The 18,858-nt window shown below is 61.0% G+C and carries 13 protein-coding genes and 3 tRNA genes; 5 read left to right on the top strand and 11 right to left on the bottom strand.

Going from position 1 to position 18,858, the window contains the following annotated elements; translation table 11 throughout:
* Window positions 1–8: 8 nt before the first annotated feature.
* The 4 genes from FYB76_RS08815 (at window position 9) to FYB76_RS08830 (ending at window position 4,315) form a co-directional block, all read left to right on the top strand.
* On the top strand, window positions 9–743 hold the full coding sequence (locus FYB76_RS08815; RefSeq protein WP_241517289.1) for a molecular chaperone: 735 nt from the start codon (window positions 9–11) through the stop codon (window positions 741–743).
* A complete protein-coding gene (locus tag FYB76_RS08820) occupies window positions 740–3,049 on the top strand; it encodes a fimbria/pilus outer membrane usher protein (RefSeq protein ID WP_229296925.1) in 2,310 nt (769 codons plus the stop codon). Before FYB76_RS08815 ends, FYB76_RS08820 begins: the two co-directional genes overlap by 4 nt.
* A 36-nt stretch (window positions 3,050–3,085) precedes the next feature.
* Entirely contained in the window at window positions 3,086–3,577 is a 492-nt protein-coding gene (locus tag FYB76_RS08825) for a spore coat U domain-containing protein (protein WP_154133390.1), read from the top strand.
* A gap of 237 nt (window positions 3,578–3,814) precedes the next feature.
* Entirely contained in the window at window positions 3,815–4,315 is a 501-nt protein-coding gene (locus tag FYB76_RS08830; RefSeq protein ID WP_154133391.1) for a spore coat U domain-containing protein, read from the top strand.
* Window positions 4,316–4,522: 207 nt separating this feature from the next.
* Here FYB76_RS08830 and FYB76_RS08835 read toward each other — a convergent pair whose 3' ends face one another.
* The 11 genes from FYB76_RS08835 to FYB76_RS08885 form a co-directional block, all read right to left on the bottom strand.
* On the bottom strand, window positions 4,523–7,102 hold the full coding sequence (locus FYB76_RS08835) for a 2-oxoglutarate dehydrogenase E1 component (protein ID WP_154133392.1): 2,580 nt from the start codon (window positions 7,100–7,102) through the stop codon (window positions 4,523–4,525).
* Between the two features lie 236 nt (window positions 7,103–7,338).
* Window positions 7,339–8,982 carry a methyl-accepting chemotaxis protein gene (locus FYB76_RS08840; protein ID WP_154133393.1) on the bottom strand — a complete coding sequence of 548 codons (1,644 nt, stop codon included), beginning with the start codon at window positions 8,980–8,982 and terminating at the stop codon, window positions 7,339–7,341.
* A gap of 590 nt (window positions 8,983–9,572) precedes the next feature.
* Window positions 9,573–9,649, bottom strand: a tRNA-Asp gene (locus FYB76_RS08845).
* Between the two features lie 25 nt (window positions 9,650–9,674).
* Window positions 9,675–9,750, bottom strand: a tRNA-Val gene (locus tag FYB76_RS08850).
* Window positions 9,751–9,800: 50 nt separating this feature from the next.
* Entirely contained in the window at window positions 9,801–10,073 is a 273-nt protein-coding gene (locus FYB76_RS08855) for an HU family DNA-binding protein (protein WP_088754321.1), read from the bottom strand.
* Window positions 10,074–10,358: 285 nt separating this feature from the next.
* The gene (lon, locus tag FYB76_RS08860) at window positions 10,359–12,767 is read right to left on the bottom strand and encodes an endopeptidase La (RefSeq protein WP_088754320.1); all 2,409 of its coding nucleotides are present in this window, start codon (window positions 12,765–12,767) and stop codon (window positions 10,359–10,361) included.
* Window positions 12,768–13,064: 297 nt separating this feature from the next.
* Window positions 13,065–14,330 (bottom strand): ATP-dependent Clp protease ATP-binding subunit ClpX, encoded by a 1,266-nt coding sequence (gene clpX / locus FYB76_RS08865; RefSeq protein ID WP_039787216.1) that lies wholly within the window; start codon window positions 14,328–14,330, stop codon window positions 13,065–13,067.
* Window positions 14,331–14,596: 266 nt separating this feature from the next.
* Window positions 14,597–15,223: an ATP-dependent Clp endopeptidase proteolytic subunit ClpP gene (gene clpP / locus FYB76_RS08870; protein WP_034341328.1), complete on the bottom strand. Its 627-nt coding sequence runs from the start codon at window positions 15,221–15,223 to the stop codon at window positions 14,597–14,599.
* 51 nt (window positions 15,224–15,274) lie between these two features.
* Window positions 15,275–16,624, bottom strand: a complete 1,350-nt coding sequence (gene tig, locus FYB76_RS08875; protein WP_154133394.1) for a trigger factor — start codon at window positions 16,622–16,624, stop codon at window positions 15,275–15,277.
* A 283-nt stretch (window positions 16,625–16,907) separates the two neighbouring features.
* Window positions 16,908–17,405 (bottom strand): CreA family protein, encoded by a 498-nt coding sequence (locus FYB76_RS08880; RefSeq protein WP_154133395.1) that lies wholly within the window; start codon window positions 17,403–17,405, stop codon window positions 16,908–16,910.
* 137 nt (window positions 17,406–17,542) lie between these two features.
* Window positions 17,543–17,737: a DUF1653 domain-containing protein gene (locus tag FYB76_RS08885; RefSeq protein ID WP_154133396.1), complete on the bottom strand. Its 195-nt coding sequence runs from the start codon at window positions 17,735–17,737 to the stop codon at window positions 17,543–17,545.
* 491 nt (window positions 17,738–18,228) lie between these two features.
* Between FYB76_RS08885 and FYB76_RS08890 the strand changes: the two genes are divergently transcribed.
* Window positions 18,229–18,313: transfer RNA gene (locus FYB76_RS08890), tRNA-Leu, on the top strand.
* Window positions 18,314–18,858 lie beyond the last annotated feature (545 nt).

The raw sequence follows: 18,858 nt of genomic DNA on the forward strand, positions 1-18,858 counted from the left end.
GCCGTAGCGTGAAAAAATCAGCATCCGGATGGGGACAAGGTCTGCGCTTGTTGGCGCTGGCCGGCATGGCGGCGATGGGGGTGGTGCAGGCGGCGTGGGCCTCCAACTTCGAGATTGCGCCAGTGGTATTGGAGTTGTCGTCTTCGCGTACGGCCGGCGTGATCAAGATCGTCAACAACGACAATCACAACGTTTCCCTGCAGCTGCGCGCCTACGACTGGAACCAGGCTGACAGCAAGGATGAACTGCAGCCCTCGCAGAACCTGATCCTCAGTCCGCCGGTATTCAACCTCGCGCCCGGCGCCTCGCAGGTGATCCGGGTGGTGGCCAAACAGCCCGCCGCCAGCAATGAGATCGCCTATCGCCTGCTGATCGATGAAATCCCCTCGGCCACCGAAGGGGCCGCCATCAACTTCAAGTTCCGCATTTCCATGCCGGTCTTCATTGCGCCGGTCGGCTCGCCCAGGGCCCAGCTGGAATACCAGTTGCGCGCCGGCAAGCCGCTGCGCCTGCTGGTGGAAAACAGCGGCAACCGGCGCGCGCGACTGCTGGACCTGGCCCTGACCCTGCCCAATGGCAAGAAGCTCAGCGCCCCGGCCGGCGGCAATCCTTACACCCTGGCCGGCATCACCCGGCAGTACCTGATCGAGACCGATACCCCGCTTGCCGTGGGCAGCCGAGTCAAGCTGACTGCCAACAGCGATGCCGGGCCGATTGATGCCGAACTGACCGTGGCGCCTTGATTCGCACGACACATTGGCTCCTGTCCTTCACCGTGGCCACGCTCATGGCCATGGCAACGCTGGCGCGAGCAGCCACTGCTGAGCCGGGCGACGAGATCCTGCTGCTGGAAGTCTCCATCAACGGTCGCGCAACGAACCTGGTGGCGCAGTTCACCCGGCGCCAGCAACTGCTTTACGTCACTGCAGCGGAGTTGCGCAGCCTCAAGCTGCGGGTCGATGGTGCTGACGAGGACCTCATCGCCCTGCGCGCACTGGCGACTGCCGTCGACCTCGACGAGGCCGGCGCCAAGATCAACCTGATGGTCCCGGCCCGTTTCATGAACACCACCGACATCGACGCCGCCAGCATTGCCAGCAAAGTGCCCCTGTCACCCGGCGCAAGCGGTCTGGTGCTCAATTACGACCTGCTGGCCTCCAGCAGCCAGCGCCAGCATGCGCTGGGCGGACTGTTCGATGCGCGCTGGTTCTCCGGCAGCAGTGTCTTCAGTTCGACCGGCCTGGGCTATACCGGCAACAGCGGCGGCGTGTCAGCCCGGCTGGAGTCGACCTACACCTATTCGGAACCGGCCACCCTGACCCGCTATCGCGTCGGCGACGTCATCAACGGCAGCCTGGCGTGGAGCCGCTCGGTGCGCCTGGGTGGTTTCCAGTATGCCTCCGACTTCAACCTGCGGCCGGACCTGGTGCGCTTTCCCACACCGTCCCTGGGCGGGGAAACGGTGGTGCCGTCCACCGTCGACCTGTTCGTCAATGGCGTGCGCCAGCTCTCCCAGCCGGTACCACCCGGTCCCTTCGAGATCCGCCAGCCCCCCATCGCCAGCGGCGCCGGGCAGATCGCCGTGGCGGTGACCGATGAACTGGGCCGCCAGACCTTCCGCACCATCAACTTCTACGCCACCGACCGGTTGTTGAAGCCAGGGCTGTCCTCCTATTCCGCCGAGGGTGGCTGGGTGCGGCGCAACTATGGGCTGCGCAGCAATGACTATGGGCAGTTCGCGCTATCCGGGACGGCGCGCCATGGCATGAGCGACTGGCTCACGCTGGAAGGCCACGCCGAAGCCATGCGCAGCCTCAAGCTGGCCGGCGGGGGCGCGGTCTTCAACCTGGGCAACCGCGCGGTGCTGGCAAGCTCGCTGGCCGCCAGCAGCAGCGAAGGCAATTCCGGCCAGCAAATGGCGCTGGCCATCGAACGCAATGCCGACCCGGTGAGCCTGTCCCTGTCGCGCACGCAGTCCACCCGCGGCTACCAGGATATCGGCGCGCTGCAAGGGGCTCCCGTCTCGCGCAGCGCTACCCTTGCCACGCTGGGACTGAACCTGGGGCAATACGGGTCGCTCAGCATGGCCTATGCACGCAGCAAGAGCCCGCTGCTTTTCACCGGGCTTGGTACCAGCAGCCTGGCCGACAGCGAGACCGTCACCCTGACCTGGTTCAAGTCGGTCGGCAGCAGTTCCAACTTTTACCTCACCGCCTACCGCGACTTTCGCAGCAGCGGCTACGGTGCCACCATCGGCTTGATCATCCCCTTCGGCGGGCGCGACGTGGCCGGTGCCAGCGTGAGCAACAACAACGGCCAGCGCACCAGCACGCTGCAGGCCAGCCGCTCGACGGTGGCCATCGGCGACCTCGGCTGGCAATTGCAGGATACCGAAGGCAGCTATCGCCAGCGCATCGGCCAGCTCAACTACAAGAGCCGCTACGGCAGCGTGAGTGCGGCTGCTTCGCAGTCGGCCAACGCCACCAGCCAGCGACTGGGCGCGCGTGGCGCGCTGGCCTTCATGGATGGCAGCGCCTTTGCCACCGACTGGATCGATGACAGCTTTGCGGTGGTCAATGCCAGCGGTGTCAAGAATGTCGGCATCTACAACGAGAACCGCTATGCCGGCCGGACCGACGACAACGGCCAGTTGTTGCTGACCGACCTGCGCGCCTATGACGTCAACAAGATTTCGGTGGACGTGCTGGACCTGCCGCTGACCCTGCAACTGGATCAGTCCGACCAGTACGTGAAGCCGCGTGACCGATCCGGCGTGGTGGTGCACTTCAATGCCCGGCGCGCCTCGGATGTGACCATCGTGCTCAAAGATGCGGCTGGCGAATTCATCCCCCTGGGCGCTTCCATCCGCGTACGCGAAAGCGGCCTGCAGGCACCGGTCGGCTATGACGGCGTGAGCTACCTGCCTGAGCTGGGTCCGGTCAATACCCTGGACGTACTGCTGCCCTCGGGCGCGCGCTGCCAGGCCACCCTGACGCTGCAGGCCGGCAGCGATGGCGGCATGCGCAACGAAGTCGTGATCTGCCGTTAGTGTTTGTCAGGAAATGGCCCGCATCATGGAGAGCACATGAAGAAAAATGTCCATCCCCTGCCCTTGGCCACGCTGCTGCTGCCGCTGGCATTCATGCTGGGCTGCCGCCCGGCCCAGGCTCAGCAACTCTGCTCGGCCAGCTCCAATCCGGTGTCCTTCGGCCTGTACGACCCGCAATCGAGCGCCCACCTCGACAATACCGGCAGCATCACCGTGACCTGCCAAGCCACCGTGTCGCTCCTGATCGGCTACACCGTCAAACTCAGCGCCGGCAGCAGCGGCGCCTATGCGCAGCGCAAGATGCTCAGTGGTGCCAATAGCCTGAACTACCAGGCCTACGCCGACGCCGCACGCTCTTCGGTATGGGGCGACGGTTCCTCCAGTACCAGTTTTGTCACCGATGGCTACCTGCTGCAGGTGCTCACCCCGGTCAGCAAGACCTACACCGTCTATGGGCGCGTGCCGGGTAGCCAGAACGTGAAGGCCGGCAGCTATCTCGACACCCTCACCGTGCTCATCACTTACTAAGCCTGTTCACGTTCAATCTGCGAGTGCCGACTGCATGTGAACAAGCCCTGATAAAACGGATGAGCTTGAGAAGGCTTCTCGTTGCGATTCAGGTTTTCCCTGACGTGAATTGATGGTTGATAGGGAATCCCCGGATGTCGGATGCGGGCCTCGGAAATTAAAGTATCTCCATACCAACGCTGCACAGGGAAGTTCTTGCAAGGGGCGAGGACGGGGCAGCCAGACAAGGAGAAACACATGTTCTTCATCAAGAAAAATCGCTTCGTTGCTGCTTCCATCGCTGCTGTCGTGCTGGCCTCCAGCGCCCCGGCTTCCATCGCGGCTACCGCCAGCGGCACGCTGACCATCAGCGCTTCGGTGGTCGCAGCCTGCACCGTGGTCGGTTCGGCCATCGCCTTTGGCGCCTACACCCAGAGCGTGGTGAACCAGAGCGGCACCATCACGGTACTCTGCACCAACGGCACGACCTACAACGTTGGCCTGGATGCCGGCACAGGTACGGGCGCAACGGTGAGCAACCGCAAGATGAGCGCGGCCGGCGGCGGCACCCTGAACTATGCGCTGTACCGCGACTCCGCCCGCACCAACAACTGGGGCTCCACCATCGGTACCGATACCCAGGCCGGCACCGGCTCGGGACTGACCCAGACGCTGACGGTCTATGGCCAGATTCCTGCATCCCAGACACCGCTGGCCGGCGCCTACTCGGATACCGTGACCGTGACACTGACCTATTGAACCAAGCCCGATGGACGAGCTGATGTGCCAGGATGACGCGCTTTTGACACCAGGATCCCGCTGCCGGCATTGCGCTGCAGCTTGACGATGTAGCAAGGCGCGGACTACAACATCAGTTGCGATGCATACCGGGGAAACCGGAGGGGGTGGGCGGTGTACTTCAGGATGAAGTACACCGTTTTTTTTCGCCTTTTGGGCGTCGTTCGTTTACAGCGGGAACACGGCCTGCACCAGTGCAGCCTGCTGCAGGTAGTGGGTGGCCTTGGAGGCGGTCGGTCCCGAGTCGGTATCGGGGCGCGTCACGGCCCGCAGACCTGCCTGCGTCGGCATGGCCGCCTCGATGGCATCCCGCACGCACAGCCACGCGCCCTGCTTGCGTTCTTCCTCCTGGACCCAGATCACCTCTTCCAGCTGCGGATACCCCCGCAACTGCGCGGCCAGGCTTTCCACCGGGAAGGGATGCAGTTGCTCCACGGCCAGCAGCGCGGTAGCGGTATCGCCAGCCTGGCTGCGCGCATCCGCCAGGTCATGGCAGACCTTGCCACTGCACAGCACCACCCGCCGCACCTGTGCGGCGGGCAGCGCTTGCGCATCCGGCAGCAGCGGCTGGAAGCTTCCCTGCAACAGCGCCGAGAGCGGCGAATGGGACCGCACCTCGGCATGCAGCACCGACTTGGGCGTGAAGACGACCAGCGGACGATCGCCCTGCAGCGCCTGCTGGCGCAAGAGATGGAACCATTGCGCCGAGTTCGAGGGATACGCCACGCGCATGTTCTGCTGCGCGCACAGCAGCAGCATGCGGCTCAGGTAGCCGGTCGAATGCTCCGGGCCCACGCCTTCATAGCCGTGCGGCAGCAGCACCGTCAGGGCCGAGGCATAGCCCCATTTGCCGCGCCCGGAGCTGATGTACTGGTCGATCATGATCTGCGCGCCATTGACGAAGTCACCAAACTGGGCCTCCCAGATCACCAGCGCACCGTCGCCGGCCTGGACGCTGAACCCGTATTCGAAGCCCACCACGGCCTCTTCGCTCAGCGGCGAATTGATGACCTCCAGTGCTGCGCCGGGTGCCGCCACCTGGCGCAGCGGCCAGAAGGCCTGCTGCACGCCTTGTGCGGCATCGACCGCGTGCCACACGGCATGGCGCTGCATGAAGGTACCGCGCTGCACATCCATGCCCGACAGTCGCAGCCCCATTCCTTCCGACAGCAGGCTGGCATAGGCCATGTTTTCGGCAAAGTTCCAGCTGCAGGGATGATCGGGAGCGCTCACGCTGTCCTGCCATTGCGTGATCAGGCGGGTGATGGCCGCATGGGCGTCGAAGCCCTCGGGCAAGCGCGTCATGCGTTCGACGAATTGGCGCAGGCGCTGCAGGTCCGGTGCAACCGGGCTCGCGGCCATCGGCGTGGCCTTGGCCGCAGCAGGCGCCGCAGGGCGGCTGGCGCGAAAACCCGCCAGGGCCTCCTGACTGCTGGCGGCCAGCAGCGCCGCCCCCTCGTGCGAGCCCGGCCAGCCGGCTTGGGCATAGAGCTGCGTGACCGGCGGATGCTTGTCGATGAAACCGTGCAGCAGCGGCTGGGTCACGGTCGCCGTATCCTGCTCGGCATGCCCCCAGCGGCGATAGCCGACCAGGTCGATCACGACATCGGCACCGAACTGCATGCGGTAGTCAAAGGCGATCCGTGCCGCCCTCAATACCGCCTCCGGCTGGTCGGCATTGACGTGCAGCACGGGCGCGCCGACGATGCGGGCGATGTCGGTGCAGTAGCCGTGATTGAGCGGATCGAGCGGATTGGGGGTGGTAAAGCCGATCTGGTTGTTGACGATCACGTGCACCGTGCCGCCCACGCCGTAACCCGCATGCTGGGCCAGCTTGAGCGACTCCATCACCACGCCCTGTCCGCAGAAGGCGGCGTCACCGTGGATCACCACCGAGGCCGGCATGGGCGATTGCGGATGCGCGCTGCGATAGCCACGCACCATGCCCAGCAGGACGGGATAGGCACTTTCCAGGTGCGAGGGATTGTGGGCCATGAACAGGCCCAGCTTGCCGTGGGCAGTGCTGCGCACGGTCTCGGCACCGAGGTGGTAAGGCAGGTCGACCGCGCCCGCGGCGGCTTGCGTGGTGCGCTTGGCGTCGAAATACGCGACGATCTCTGCCGCCGGCATCTGCATCAGGTTCACCAGCAGGTTCAGGCGACCACGATGCGGCATGGCCAGGAACAGCTGCTCCAGCTGGTAGAAACTGCTGCGCTCGACCAGTGCATCCATGAGCACCAGCAACGCTTCGCAACCCTCCAGCGAAAAACGCTTGGCTTGCGGATAGTCTTGTTGCAGGTAGTGCTCCCATTGCTCGGCGGCGGCCAGCCGGGCCAGGACGGCAGCACGCTCGCCCTGGGCCGGCTCGCTACCGTGCTCGCGCGCAGCCAGGCGGGCGAAGAGCCACTGGCGCCGGCCTTCGTCGCGCACACCGCTGGCATCGAGCGCGAGCGGACCACAATAGAGGCGGCTCAGGAAATGCGTCAGTTCCTTCACGTTGGTCAGACCCAGTCCCTCCAGGAAGCGGTGCTGGCCCAGTGCCAGGTCCTCATCCTTCAGGTCATGGCTTTGCGGCAGCAAGGCGGGGATCTCCGGTACCGAGACCGTGCCCAGCGGATCGATGTCGGCGATGCGGTAGCCTTCGTGGCGATAGGCTTCGATGAAGGACTGGATGCGGGCATGGGCCAGGGCCTGGCGCGCATCGGAGATCTGCTCGGTGCTGCTGGCGTGGGCGTGGTGGAGCGTCATGAGTAACCTTTCTGGGCAAGGACGGGGACGGTGCAGCGCGCAGCGCCCTGCAGCAGCGGCGACGCACGCAACGGACGTGTCCGCTCCTGCCAGCCGGCTGCCAGGCCCTTTCCGGCCTGGTGCGGCAGCAGCTTGCAGGGGGACACTTTGTTGTTGTCGCGCCCACAGTGATGCAGCGGGCGCGGTCTCCTCGCAGATACGGGGTCAGGCGGCAGGCACGCCGCCCGGGGGAAGCCTCAGCCCTGGATCAGGGACAGCTCGGGCTGGATGATCTTTTCGCGCGGACTGTTGCGCGGGGAAGCGGCGTAGCCGCCGGCAGCGCCGTTGGCCAGCAACTCGCTGAGGCGGAAGCGGCCCATCAGCGCCGACAGCTGCTCGGCCTGCGATTGCAAGGCCTGGGAGGCAGCCGCGTTCTGTTCCACCAGGGCCGAATTCTCCTGGGTCATCTGGTCCATCTGGCTGATGGCCTGGTTGATCTGCTCGATGCCCTCGCTCTGCTCCTTGCTGGAGGCGCTGATATCGGTGATGAGGTCAGTGGCATGCTTGATGCTGGCGATGACTTCATCGATGGTGGAGACGGTCTGTTCGACGATGGCGCTGCCGGCCTTCACATGGCCGACCGAGCCCTCGATGAGCGATTTGATTTCCTTGGCTGCCACTGCACTGCGCTGGGCCAGGCCGCGCACTTCGCTGGCCACTACCGCAAAACCACGTCCGTGCTCGCCGGCGCGCGCCGCTTCAACGGCCGCGTTCAGCGCCAGCAGGTTGGTCTGGAACGCGATGCCATCGATGACCGTGATGATGTCGGCGATCTTGCCGGAGGAGGTGCTGATGGCCGTCATGATGTTGACCACCTGCTCCACCGAGGCCCCGCCGCGCACGGCCACATCCGAGGCCGAGACGGCCAGTTCGCTGGCTTGACGCGCATTGTCGGCGTTCTGGCGCACGGCCGAGGTGAGCTGCTCCATGGCCGAGGCGGTTTCTTCCAGCGAACTGGCTTGCTGTTCGGTGCGGTCAGACAGGCTCAGGTTGCCCTGCGCCAGCTCACGCGCGGCCATATCGATGGCGGAGGTGCCATTGCGCACGTTGGAGACGGTGTCATGCAGGTTATCGCTCATGTGCTGCAGTGCCTGCAGCAGTCGGCTGATCTCATCCTTGCCGGCGGCATTGAGGCGATACGACAGGTCGCCCTGCGCCACGGCTTCGGCCAGCACCACCGCGTGGCGTACTGGAGCGGTGATGGAGCGCGTGATGAGCACGCCGATGACCGACGCCAGCACCACGGCTACGCCTGCCAGCACGATCATCTGGATCACGGCCAGTTGTCCATCCACGGCGACCTGGTGTGAGTCTTCCACCATTTCCTGGGCCAGCGAATTGACCATCTTGTCGACCATGACGAAGTACTCCACCTGCAGGCGTGACATGTCGCCCTGGTAGAGCGTGGTCGCCTCGGTCCGCTCGCCACTCTTCATCAGTTCGAAGAACTTGCGCACGGCCACACCGTAGGCCGAGCGGGCGGTGGTCTGTTCGGCGTAGAGCGACTTGGTCTTGTCGGAATCGAGCATGCCTTCCAGCTTCTGGTAGGCCTCGGTGTTGGCCTTGCGCAGGCCGGCGTAGTCATCCATGTACTTCGCCGAGGCCTCGGGCGTGGTCGCCAGCAAGATGTTGGACAGCACTGCATTGGCCTTGTAGCCATTGTTCTTGATCTGGTTGCTCAAGGCGATGAGCTGGTATTTCTCGTTGACGATGCTGTTGATTTCAGCATTGTTGGAAGCCTGGTTCCTGACGCCCACCATGGCCGTGACCACGATCAGCAGCAAAACTACTGCAAATGCGGCGCCCAGGCGGACGCCGATATTGAAATTGGCGAGCTTCATCGCTACCCCCTTGTTGATCCCATTTGATGTCCACGTGCAGGCCCTGGCCGGACGACGCTGCCCCGCGCCGTCACTCATTGCCCTGCTTGCCCATGACACTGCACCACTTTGCGAATCCGCAATGCGTTTCGTGGGTTCTCTTCACATCTTTGGGGAGCGGCTCTTGCCCTTCTTCCTCGGCCCCCATGCAGCAGGCCGGGTTCCCTCAAAAACATTGTCTGCCCCGGCTGTGCCGGTCTCCTGTTTTTTCAGAAACTGCAAATTCGAGACCAGTGTAAACATTTCCATGTGGAAAAGTACTTGAAACTCACATTTATTTGATACGTGTGGCGTAATTTTCTCAGATCGGATTCATGCGGCGAGTGAGAGAAAATTCATCTGCAATAACGAAAACGCCCCGTTCTTACGAACGAGGCGTTTTATTTGGCGGAGCGGACGGGGCTCTCCTACACAAGCGCAGGCCGCGGAATCGCTTGCAAGCGATTCCCTTCTCGCCCCGCCGGGAGCCGCGCAGGCGGCTCCCTCCGTTCCGCAGGTTTTTGCTGCGCAAAAACAAAAACGCCCCATTCTTTCGAATGAGGCGTTTTATTTGGCGGAGCGGACGGGGCTCGAACCCGCGACCCCCGGCGTGACAGGCCGGTATTCTAACCAACTGAACTACCGCTCCTAAACTGGTGCCGACTGCAAGATGCTGGTGGGCGCTGAGAGGCTCGAACTCCCGACCTAAGCCTTGTAAGGGCTCCGCTCTACCAACTGAGCTAAGCGCCCCGGCAAACTTGACAGTCTCGTTGCTTTGTTACCTCAGCAACGAAAGAACATTATTTTATAGCATCTTTTAAAGCTTTGCCAGCTTTAAATTTAGGAACCTTCGATGCCTTGATCTTCAGGGCAGCCCCCGTCTGCGGATTGCGGCCCGTCCGCGCAGCGCGCTTGCCCACGGCGAAGGTCCCGAAACCTACCAGGGTGACCGTGCCGTTCTTCTTCAGCGTGTTCTTCACTGCACCAATGAATGCGTCTATTGCACGTCCCGCTGCTGCCTTGGAGATGTCGGCCTCGCCGGCAATGTGCTCAATCAGTTCGCCTTTATTCACTTACGCCCCTCGAACAAGTTTCTGGTTGTTTGATTTCAAACGACGGTGCCTCAGCTCCAACACATCGCGACAGAGCCCTCCACACCATCGCTTGCCTGACGGAAATTTTCCGCAGCGGCTATTAAACAAGCCCGTCCAGAGCCCTGTCAAGCCAAGCTGCAGGCTTGATGCGATTTTCAGTGAGATTTTCAAGCTCATTCCCATGAGCCGATACATGAATCCTTTTGGCACATAAAAAAGGCGCCTCAACTGAGGCGCCTTTCAAGGCGGAAGACTCCCGCCGGATCAATGCTTCACCACCGGATCCGTCGCGCCTTCCTTGGGCTTGACGGCCGCTTCGACAATGGCTTCATCTTCCGTCAGCGGAACCGGCTGGCGTTCCAGAGCGACTTCCAGGACCTTGTCGATCCAGCGCACCGGAATGATCTCCAGCTTGTTCTTGACGTTGTCCGGAATCTCGGCCAGATCCTTCACATTCTGCTCAGGAATCAGGACGGTCTTGATGCCGCCACGATGCGCCGCCAGCAGCTTTTCCTTCAGACCACCGATGGGCAGCACTTCGCCGCGCAGCGTGATTTCACCAGTCATCGCCACATCAGCCCGCACCGGAATGCCGCTGAAGATGGACACCAGCGCCGTGGTCATCGCGATACCCGCCGACGGACCATCCTTGGGCGTCGCCCCTTCCGGCACGTGGATGTGGATATCGCTCTTCTCGAACACTTCGTTCTTGATGCCCAGCTTGCGGGCACGGCTGCGAACCACGGTACGTGCGGCTTCGATCGATTCCTTCATCACGTCGCCCAAAGTACCGGTGCGGATGATCTGGCCCTTGCCGGGCATGTTCACCGCTTCGATGGTCAGCAGGTCGCCACCGACTTCGGTCCATGCCAGGCCGACCACCTGGCCGATCTGGTTTTCCTTCTCGGCGATGCCGAAGTCATAGCGACGCACGCCCAGGAACTTGTCCAGGTTGCGCGAGGTGACGGTGACCTTCTTCTCCTGCTTCTTGAGCAGCAGCAGCTTGACCACCTTGCGGCAGATCTTCGAGACTTCGCGTTCCAGCGAACGCACACCGGCTTCACGGGTGTAGTAGCGGATGATGTCGCGGATGGCCGATTCGGCCACGCTGATCTCGCCTTCCTTCAGGCCGTTGTTCTTGATCTGCTTGGGCAGCAGGTAACGCTGCGCAATGCTGGTCTTCTCGTCCTCGGTGTAACCCGACAGGCGGATCACTTCCATCCGGTCCAGCAGCGCCGGCGGGATGTTGAAGGAGTTCGAGGTCGCCACGAACATCACGTCCGACAGGTCGAAATCGACTTCGATGTAGTGGTCGGAGAAGGTGTGGTTCTGCTCCGGATCCAGCACTTCCAGCAGGGCCGACGACGGATCGCCACGGAAATCCATGCCCAGCTTGTCGATTTCATCCAGCAGGAACAGCGGATTGCGCACGCCGACCTTGGACAGGCTCTGCAGGATCTTGCCCGGCATGGAACCGATGTAGGTGCGGCGGTGGCCACGAATCTCGGCTTCATCGCGCACGCCACCCAGCGCCATGCGCACGAACTTGCGGTTCGTCGCGCGGGCGATGGACTGGCCCAGCGAGGTCTTGCCCACGCCCGGAGGACCGACGAAGCACAGGATCGGTGCCTTCAGCTTGTCCACGCGCTGTTGCACGGCGAGGTATTCCAGGATGCGTTCCTTGACCTTCTCCAGGCCATAGTGATCGCCTTCGAGGACCTTCTCGGCATTGGTGAGGTCGTTGTTGACCTTGGACTTCTTCTTCCAGGGCAACGCCACCAGCGTGTCGATGTAGTTGCGCACCACGGTCGCTTCAGCCGACATGGGCGACATGAGCTTCAACTTCTTGAGCTCGGATTGCGCCTTTTCCAGGGCTTCCTTGGGCATCTTGGCGGCGGCGATCTTCTTTTCCAGCTCTTCCAGATCGGCACCGTCTTCGCCTTCGCCCAGTTCCTTCTGGATGGCCTTGACCTGTTCGTTCAGGTAGTACTCGCGCTGCGACTTTTCCATCTGGCGCTTGACGCGTCCACGGATGCGCTTCTCCACTTGCAGGATGTCCAGTTCGCCTTCCAGCTGGCCCAGCAGATGCTCGTAGCGCTTGGTGACGTTGAAGATCTCCAGGATCACCTGCTTCTGCTCAAGCTTGAGCGGCAGATGCGCGGCGATGGTGTCGGCCAGGCGGCCGGCGTCGTCGATACCGGCCAGCGAGGTCAGGATCTCGGGCGGGATCTTCTTGTTCAGTTTCACGTACTGGTCGAACTGCTGCACGATGGTACGGCGCATGGCTTCGACTTCAGCCTCGTCGCCCTGCTCGGATTCGACCGGGGTCAGTTCGGCGACGAAGTGGGTTTCCAGTTCGCTGATGTGATGGATGCGGGCACGCTGCGCGCCCTCGACCAGCACCTTCACGGTGCCGTCAGGCAGCTTCAGCATCTGCAGGATATTGGCCACGCAGCCGATTTCATAAATGTCTTCGGCCGAAGGCTCATCCTTGGCAGCCGCCTTCTGGGCTGCCAGCATGATGCTCTTGCCTTGCTCCATGGCCGCTTCCAGCGCCTTGATCGACTTCGGGCGGCCGACGAAGAGCGGGATCACCATATGCGGGAAGACAACCACATCCCGTAAGGGCAACAGCGGCAATTGCGATTGTTCTGTGAGTATAGGAGTCGTCATGGCGGGCCTTATCAATAAGTACTGTGAATGATGTTGGCACGAGTGACCAAAACACAAGTCCGGCGGAATAAATATTCACCAGCTGCGCGTTGTCATGATCGCAACAAAATAAAAAAGCCACACGCGAAGCTAGCTCCGGGTGGCTTTTCGATGGAAGCCAGTTATGTGCGCCGGTTTATTTTACCGTGTTTGCGGTGACCGGACTTCGTGGTGGCTTCTTGCTACCGGAAGGCCCCGGATGAGGCCTTCCTTTTCCTGCTCTTTACTCTTTACTGTTTACTTCACCTGCCGGGACAATCAACCGCCCGACACCTTCGGCTGGTCATGATAGATCAACAGCGGCTTGGCACCGTTGGTGATGGTGTTCTCGTCGACCACCACCTTGGCCACGTTCTGCTCGCTCGGAAGTTCATACATCACATCCAGCAGGGCGTGCTCAAGGATGGACCGCAAGCCACGTGCGCCGGTCTTGCGCGCCAGGGCCTTCTTGGCGATGGCATGCATGGCGGCCGGACGGATTTCCAGCTCGGCGCCTTCCATCTGCAACAGCTTGGCATATTGCTTGATGAGCGCATTCTTGGGCTCGACAAGGATCTGGATCAGGGCTTCCTCATCCAGCTCGTTCAAGGTGGCGATCACCGGCAGACGGCCGACCAGTTCCGGGATCAGGCCGAACTTGACCAGATCTTCCGGCTCGGCATTCAACAGCACTTCCGAATTGCTCTTCTGGGTCTGGCTCTTGACGCTGGCCGAGAAACCGATGCCGCTCTTCTCGGAACGGTCGGAAATGATCTTGGCCAGGCCGTCGAAGGCGCCGCCGCAGATGAACATGATGTTGGTCGTGTCGATCTGCACGAAGTCCTGGTTCGGATGCTTGCGGCCACCCTGCGGAGGCACCGAAGCCATGGTGCCTTCGATCAGCTTCAGGAGGGCCTGCTGCACGCCTTCACCGGAGACGTCGCGGGTGATGGACGGGTTGTCCGACTTGCGCGAAATCTTGTCGATCTCGTCGATGTAGACGATGCCCTTCTGGGCTTTCTCGACTTCGTAATTGCAGTTCTGCAGCAGCTTCTGGATGATGTTCTCGACGTCCTCGCCGACATAGCCGGCTTCGGTCAGGGTGGTCGCATCCGCGATCACGAACGGGACGTTGAGCATGCGCGCCAGGGTCTGTGCCAGCAGCGTCTTGCCGGAGCCGGTGGGGCCGACCAGCAGGATGTTGCTCTTGGCCAGTTCGACGTCATCCTTCTTGCCGAGGTGCTTCAAGCGCTTGTAGTGGTTGTAGACCGCCACCGACAGGATGCGCTTGGCGGTAGCCTGTCCGATCACGTACTGGTCCAGCAGGTCGGTGATTTCCTGCGGGGTCGGCAGATCCGACTTGGTGCCGGTAACGCTCTCCACGCTGGCGGCTTCATCACGGATGATGTCGTTGCACAGGTCGATGCATTCGTCGCAGATGAAGACCGAAGGACCGGCGATGAGCTTCTTCACTTCATGCTGGCTTTTGCCGCAGAAGGAGCAGTAAAGCAGTTTTTCGCCGCTGGAAGATTTTTTCTCGGACATAGAGCTACTAGAGTAAAAGTTACGACCCGATCATACCCGCGAAATCCGGATTCGTCACGGCTTGGTCATTTTTGATGTCCCAAATTGCTTCACAGGACTGCCGTATGACCGTTATATGTCAGCCCAGGTGCCATTTATCAAGCAAACAGAACCCAAAAAGCCGCTCTGTGCCAATTTCGTCAAAATTTGGCCAAAAAAAATGCCCGAACCGTGTTACGTTCGGGCATTTTTTCGCGTTGGATGGTCGCCAATGCGATGACGCAACCTCAAGCGCGCTGGGTCAGCACCTGGTCGATCAGGCCATATTCCGCGGCGGCCTCGGCCGACATGAAATTGTCGCGATCGGTGTCCTTGCTGATCTGCTCGACGCTACGGCCGGTCTTTTCAGCGAGGATGGTGTTCAGGCGTTCACGCAGGTACAGGATTTCACGTGCCTGGATCTCGATATCCGATGCCTGGCCCTGGGCGCCGCCCAAGGGCTGGTGAATCATGATGCGCGAGTTCGGCAGCGAGAAACGCTTGCCCTTGGCGCCAGCAGCCAGCAGGAAAGCACCCATGGAGGCGGCCAAGCCCGTGCACAGCGTCGACACTTGCGGCTTGATGAACTGCATCGTGTCGAAGATCGCCATGCCGGCCGAGACCGAACCGCCAGGCGAATTGATGTACAGGGAAATATCCTTGTCCGGGTTTTCGCTTTCCAGGAACAGCAGCTGGGCCACGATCAGGTTGGCCATCGCATCATTGACCGGTCCGACCAGGAAAATGATGCGTTCCTTCAGCAGGCGCGAATAGATGTCGTAAGCGCGTTCGCCACGACCACTCTGTTCGATCACCATCGGCACCATGCCGAGCATTTGCGTATCCAGTGCAGATTGCTTCATCAGACCTGTCATGTATGCATCCTTAAGCGTAAGAGTTTTCTGATACTACTAGAGAAAACCGGATTACGCTTGCGCCTGATTACCCATCAGTTCGTCGAACGAAACCGGCTTTTCCGAGACCTTGGCCTTGCCGAGAACGTAGTTGACGACGTTTTCTTCCAAAACAAGAGCTTCGACTTCAGCCAGGCGGCGACGGTCGGAGAAGTAGTACTTCAGCACTTGTTGCGGATCTTCGTAGCTCTGGGCGAAATCTTCGATCTGCGCCTTGACCTGTTCTTCGGTGGCTTCCAGCTTGTTCTGCTTGACCACTTCAGCCAGGATCAGGCCCAGGCGCACACGGCGCTCGGCCTGGGCGGTGAACAGTTCCTTGGGCAGTTGCATGACCTTGGGGTCCATGCCGCGCTGGGCCATGTCCTGACGGGCCATTTCGGACAGGCGCTCGACGTCCTGGTCGATCAGGGCCTTGGGCACTTCCAGTTCCGAGGCCTTGATCAGGACGTTCATGACGCTGTCCTTGGTCTTGGCCTTGGTGCGGGCGGTGACTTCGCGCTCCAGGTTCTTCTTGATGTCTTCGCGCATCTTGGTCAGGTCGCCGTCTTCGATGCCCAGGGATTGAGCGAAGACTGCATCGACTTCAGGCATGTGCGCCCATTCGATCTTCTTGACGGTGATGGTGAATTCAGCGGTCTTGCCGGCCACGTCCTTGCCGTGGTAATCCTCGGGGAAGGCCAGCGGGAAGGACTTCGACTCACCGACCTTCAGGCCGATGGTTGCAGCTTCGAATTCCGGCAGCATGCGGCCTTCGCCCAGCACGAACGGGAAGGCGTCGGCCTTGCCGCCCTGGAATTCGACGCCGTCGATCTTGCCGACGAAGTCCACGGTCACGCGGTCGCCGTTCTGGGCCGACTGGTCGGCACCGCCGTCGCCGTGCGCGCCTTGCTCGCCCTTGACGTGGTAGTGCACGCGCTGCTTGCGCAGGATGTCGATGGTCTTGTCGATTTCGGCGTCGGAGACGGCTGCGGTGGTCTTCTCGACTTCAGCGCCGGACAGGTCGCCCAGGGTGACTTCCGGATAGACTTCGAAGGTGGCGTCGAAGGCCAGCTTGCCTTCACCGGCTTCTTCGCTGGTCTTGGGTTCGATGCGGGGGAAACCAGCCACGCGCAGGTTGTTTTCGACAGCGGCGTCGTTGAATGCGCGGCCGACCTTGTCGTTCAGGACTTCGGTTTCGACCTGGTAGCCGAACTGGGCGGCAACCATCTTCATCGGCACTTTACCCGGACGGAAACCCGGTGCCTTGGCGGTACGGGCGCGCACCTTCAGGCGCTTTTCCACTTCAGCCTGAACATCGGCCAGCGGGAAAGACAGGGTCATACGACGTTCGAGTTTGCTCAGGGTTTCGACTGCAGTTGCCATTTAAATCGTCCAAATGTTAAGAATTCCGTAAGCCGGAGCATGCTGTCTTCCATCCCAATCATCAGACTGCAGACGAAAAGCGCCCTGCCCGGCCGCGCTAAAGCTCGCTATTTTATACGCAAAAAGCGCCGATAGTCCAAAAATGGGCTTGCCACGCTGCAAACAGCGGCAAATCCCCACCAAAGCCCGCAGGACCAGCCCCGGCGCGGCCCGCCAACGCGCTACCGCCGCTGATGGATTGCCTGCCGGCAAAGTCCGGCGTAAAGAATTTAGAGAATTTTCCTCATTTCACCGGAATCGGCGTGGAAGGTGCCACCGGCACGGCGGTCACCGCGTTCATTGGGCTGCCATCGATGAGCTTGTCGGAATAGGTCAGGTAGACCAGCGTATTGCGCTTGGTATCGACCACGCGCACCACGTGCAGGCGCTTGAACAGAATCGACATGCGCTCGCTGAAGACATCTTCCTGGACCGGCAGCTTGTCCTGGAATTGCAGGGTCGGTGCCACCTGGCGGCAGGCGATGGAGGCTTCGGACTTGTCCTCGGCCAGGCCAACCGTGCCTTTCACGCCGCCGGTGCGGGCGCGCGAGACGTAACAGGTCACGCCATGCACCTTGGGATCATCATAGGCTTCGATGACCACGCGGTCGTTCTTGCCGAGCCAGCGGAAGGCCGTGCTGACATCGGCCAGCTCTTCGGCCGAGGCGGCATGTGGAACAGCGGCGGCGATTGCGAAGAAGGAGAACATCGCGCCAGCCAGGGCGCGTGCTTGATGGTTCATGAGGATGTCCGGATAAAGTGAATCAAACAGGGAAAAAGACAGACAACAGTGCGATAGACCGCCGTGCGCAGGCATTGTTCAGCTTGGGCGCTGTGCCGCCGCGGTGGGACGGCGACGTCGACGGGGAGCAAACAGCGTCAGTCTTCGATCTTCTCGAAACGCGGCACCTGCCTGCCCTCGACTTCCACCATCTCGAAGAAGGCCGTGCGTGGACGCAGCCAGAGCCGGCCATCGGCGGCGCGGTAGACGATCATGGGAGTCAGGTCGGCCTCGAGGATGGCCTCGTCGACATATTCATAAATGCCGCCCTTGTAGTGACGATAACGTGTCATGAGAATCCTGCCCGGTAAAAAGACAGGCGGCATGGTACTACCGATGGGCGGCGACGAGAAAATGTCCCACAGAAAAACGCCCACAGTGACAACACCTTGCAGTACAATGGCGCGCTTTGACAAATTGCTACCTGCATCGGTAGCGGCAGGTCTGCGGCGCACCCGCTGCCAGACTGCTATCGCACCGGTGCCCGACACCTTCAGCGAGGATGGCGAAATTGGTAGACGCACCAGGTTTAGGTTTAAGCACCTTGTTTTTTTATGCACGCAGCAGGAGCCTTACCCAACAAGGGGTCCAGCGTTTTTTGGCAGAAAAATCAAGCACTTAGGCCAAGGCAAGAATTCAGGCTGTCTCAGTTTGTTTCAGCCTATTTCATCCAAATTCAGGTTAATTCACGCCAAAAATTTGGGAAGAGTTTGGGAAATTTGGGAAGATTTTTGCTCAGACAAAATTGTCCACGACAAAATATCTAACCTGATGTGTTGTACGTGCGGGTATGGTGAAATTGGTAACCACACTGTGTTTAGGTCGCAGCGCCGCAAGGCTTGTCAGTTCGAGTCTGACTACCCGCACCAATCTCAATCGACGACAGCGGCCCCAGCCACTTACAGCCCCGCCCCACCTTCTAGCACCATATCAGAGGCGCCAAAGCACGTTGGCAAGCATTAGGACGTCTTAACACGGCTGCTAGACTTCAGTTTGTTCTCAGATCAAAAGTAACAGCACCCCATCCCCGCCATCTTCGTGCCCGACGAAAGAAGAGCTTCGCTCAGTCATCGACTCCATCCCAAATAACTCAGCAAGCGGGATCAAGGCCATGGGCTGCAGCGCAAGAATAGATGCAGTAGTCCATGCTAAAAAATTTATCGTATCAGTACAACGAGGAGCGCATTTCAAGCTAGAAGACCGCTATCCTCCGCGACACCATCGCGCATTCTTCCCGTAGTATCGAGAGCAGCAGGTCTTTAACAAAGATTTAATGATGAAGCTAATTTGTTGATTTGCTCGCGGATTTGACCCTCTCCATTTGACCCACCTTCCACCGTCTACCAAAGGCGGCCACGCGGTCGTACGACCCTTCATATCCCAGCTCTTTTAAATCCAGGAACATCTGTTTCAG

It is taken from the genome of Herbaspirillum sp. CAH-3 (genome assembly GCF_009668275.1).
Taxonomy (GTDB): domain Bacteria; phylum Pseudomonadota; class Gammaproteobacteria; order Burkholderiales; family Burkholderiaceae_D; genus Herbaspirillum; species Herbaspirillum aquaticum.

Coding starts and splice junctions, on each gene's coding strand:
- FYB76_RS08825 (WP_154133390.1), top strand. CDS start 3,086: ATGAAGAAAAATGTCCATCCCCTGCCCTTGGCCACGCTGCTGCTGCCG.
- FYB76_RS08830 (WP_154133391.1), top strand. CDS start 3,815: ATGTTCTTCATCAAGAAAAATCGCTTCGTTGCTGCTTCCATCGCTGCT.
- FYB76_RS08835 (WP_154133392.1), bottom strand. CDS start 7,102: ATGACGCTCCACCACGCCCACGCCAGCAGCACCGAGCAGATCTCCGAT.
- FYB76_RS08840 (WP_154133393.1), bottom strand. CDS start 8,982: ATGAAGCTCGCCAATTTCAATATCGGCGTCCGCCTGGGCGCCGCATTT.
- lon (WP_088754320.1), bottom strand. CDS start 12,767: ATGACGACTCCTATACTCACAGAACAATCGCAATTGCCGCTGTTGCCC.
- clpX (WP_039787216.1), bottom strand. CDS start 14,330: ATGTCCGAGAAAAAATCTTCCAGCGGCGAAAAACTGCTTTACTGCTCC.
- clpP (WP_034341328.1), bottom strand. CDS start 15,223: ATGACAGGTCTGATGAAGCAATCTGCACTGGATACGCAAATGCTCGGC.
- tig (WP_154133394.1), bottom strand. CDS start 16,624: ATGGCAACTGCAGTCGAAACCCTGAGCAAACTCGAACGTCGTATGACC.
- FYB76_RS08880 (WP_154133395.1), bottom strand. CDS start 17,405: ATGAACCATCAAGCACGCGCCCTGGCTGGCGCGATGTTCTCCTTCTTC.
- FYB76_RS08885 (WP_154133396.1), bottom strand. CDS start 17,737: ATGACACGTTATCGTCACTACAAGGGCGGCATTTATGAATATGTCGAC.